The sequence below is a fragment of the Massilia sp. CT11-108 genome (genome assembly GCF_047302915.1).
Classification (GTDB): Bacteria; Pseudomonadota; Gammaproteobacteria; order Burkholderiales; family Burkholderiaceae_D; genus Telluria; species Telluria orientalis.
Genome location: NZ_JBKYMO010000613.1, coordinates 1 through 2,918, shown reverse-complemented (window position 1 = coordinate 2,918; position 2,918 = coordinate 1). Strand labels below are relative to the sequence as shown.

Genomic DNA, 2,918 nt, shown 5'->3' with positions numbered 1-2,918 from the left:
CCCCCCCCCCCCCCCCCCCCCCCCCGGCGCGGCGGGGGGGGGGGGCCTCCCCCCCCCCCCCCCCCCCCCCCGCCCCCCGCCGCGACGAGCTTCCGCGTGCCCGGCAACCAGGTCCAGGCCGCGAACTGGCCGCAGGCCGACACCTTTACGCGCTGGTACCAGATCACGGGCGTCGAAGTGCCGGCCCGTGCCGGGGCGCACACGGTCGTCGCGATCGGCGACTCGATCACGGACGGCTACGGCGTGAATCCGGATACGTATGCGCGCTGGACGGACGGCCTCGCGACCCGCCTGCGCGCCGCGGGAATGACGAACGTCGGTGTCGTCAACGCGGGCATCGGCGGCGGCCGCATGCTGCGCGACGGCCTGGGCCCGAACCTCGTGTCCCGCTTCGATCGCGACGTGCTGGCGCGGCCGGGCGTCTCGCACGCCATCGTCATGATCGGCGTGAACGACTTCGGCGTGCAGCACCGGAACAAGGAAGACACGCCGGCGGCGCGCGCGGCCCTGCTGGACGACCTGAAACAGGCCTACCGCCAGATCGTCGCGCGCGCCCATCTGCGGGGCGTGTGCGTGCTGGGCGCGACGATCACCCCGTACGGCGGCAGCGGCTATTACGCGCCGGGTGCGGACAACGAGGCGGACCGCCTCGCCTACAACCAGTGGATCCGTACCGCGGGCGTCGTCGACGGCGTCGTCGACTTCGACGCGGCGCTGCGCGATCCGGCGAAACCGGACCACCTGTTGAAGACCCTGGACAACGACGGCCTGCATCCGTCGACCGCCGGCTACAAGGCGATGGCGGACGCGGTGCCGCTGGAACAACTCAAGACGTGCCGCATCGCGCGCTGAAACCACCTATAAAAACATCAGGAGACTTATGAGATCACTCGTCGCCGCCGCCATGCTGGCGCTCGCGGCCGCACAGCCGGCATGGGCGCTGGGAGAGCGCCCCTTCGTCACGTTCGAAGCCGGCAAGGATGCCGTCGTACTCGCGCGGTCCGGCCAGGCCGCGCGCATCCTCGTGGACCCGAACGAATTCAAGGGCGTGCGCCGCGCGGCGGCCGACCTGCAGGCGGACATCGAACGCGTGTCCGGCATCCGGCCCGCGCTGCTGGCGTCGGCCGGCGCCGTGGCGAAGGGTTCGGATGTCGTCATCGTCGGCACGCTCGGCCAAAGCGCGCTGATCGACCGCCTCGCGCGCGAGAACAAGATCGATGCGAAGGCCGTGCGCGGGAAATGGGAAGGCTATCTCGTGCAGACGGTGCGCAATCCGCTGCCGGGCGTGGCGCGTGCGCTCGTCGTCGCGGGCAGCGACCGCCGCGGCACGATCTTCGGGCTGTACACGGTGTCCGAGCAGATCGGCGTCTCGCCATGGAACTGGTGGGCCGACGTCGCGCCCGCGAAGCACGACGTGCTCGCCGTGGCGGCCGGCACGCGCGTGGCCGACGCGCCCGTCGTGCGCGACCGCGGCATCTTCCTGAACGACGAGGCGCCCGCTTTGTCCGGCTGGGCCAAGGAAAAATTCGGCGGCTTCAACCACAAGTTCTATGGCAAGTTGTTCGAGCTGATCCTGCGCATGCGCGGCAACTACCTGTGGCCCGCCATGTGGGGCAATGCGTTCTACGACGACGATCCGGAGAACGGCCCGCTGGCCGACGAGATGGGCATCGTGATGGGCACGTCGCACCACGAACCGCTGATGCGCGCCCACGCGGAGTGGAAAAAGTACGGCAAGGGTCCGTGGGACTACAGCCGCAACGAACAGGTGCTGCGCGAATTCTGGCAGCAGGGGCTGGACCGCGCGAAGGACTACGACAAGGTCATCACCCTCGGCATGCGCGGCGACGGCGACGAGCCGATGTCCGAGGAATCGAACGTCGCGCTGCTGCAGCGGATCGTGGCCGACCAGCGCGCGATGATCGCGAAGACGACCGGGAAACCGCTGCCGCAGGTACCGCAGGTGTGGGCGCTGTACAAGGAAGTCCAGGAGTATTACGAGAAGGGCATGCGCGTGCCGGATGACGTCACGCTGCTCTGGTGCGACGACAACTGGGGCAATATCCGCCGCCTGCCGACCGCCGAAGAACGCAAGCGCAGCGGCGGCGCCGGCATCTACTACCACTTCGATTACGTGGGCGGCCCGCGCTCGTACAAGTGGATCAACGTGACGCCGCTGCCGAAGGTGTGGGAACAGATGCACCTCGCGTGGCGCCTCGGCGCGGACCGGCTGTGGGTCGTGAACGTGGGCGACCTCAAGCCGATGGAAGTGCCGACGGAATTCTTCCTCACCTATGCGTGGAACCCGGCCGCGTGGCCCGCGTCGCGTCTGCCCGAGTACCTGAAGCTGTGGGCGACGCGTGAATTCGGTGCCGCTCAGTCACCTGACCTTGCCGCGGAAATCGCCGACATCGTGGAGACCTACGCCCGCTACAACGGGCGCCGCCGGCCGGAACAGCTGGAGCCGGGCACGTACAGCGCGACGAACTACCGCGAGTCCGAGCGCATCGTCGCCGACTGGCGCGACCTCGCCGCGCGTGTCGAGCGGGTGAAGGCGAAGCTGGCGCCGGCGCAGAAGGACGCGTTCTTCCAGCTCGTCGAGCATCCCGTGCGCGCATCGGGCACGCTGGGCGAACTGTATGCGACGGTGCAGGCGAATCGCCTCCACGCGCAGCAGGGCCGCGCCGACACGAACGACCTCGCGGCGCGGGCGCGCGACCTGTTCGCGCAGGACGCCGCGATCTCGCGCGAGTACCACACGATCAATGGCGGCAAGTGGAACCACATGATGGCGCAGACGCACATCGGCTACACGAGCTGGCGCGATCCCGCAACGAACATCATGCCCGGGGTGCGCGAGATCGCGCTGCCGGCCGCGCCGGCGCTGGGCGTCGCGGTGGAGGGCAGCGAGGCCGTCT

General features: G+C 69.6%; 2 protein-coding genes. Both read left to right on the top strand.

What is annotated here, in order from left to right:
* A partial coding sequence (locus ACEN88_RS28330; RefSeq protein ID WP_413345030.1) for an SGNH/GDSL hydrolase family protein occupies positions 1–852 on the top strand: 852 nt, incomplete at its 5' end.
* Between the two features lie 28 nt (positions 853–880).
* The coding region (locus ACEN88_RS28325) for a glycosyl hydrolase 115 family protein (RefSeq protein WP_413345028.1) at positions 881–2,918 on the top strand (2,038 nt) is incomplete at its 3' end.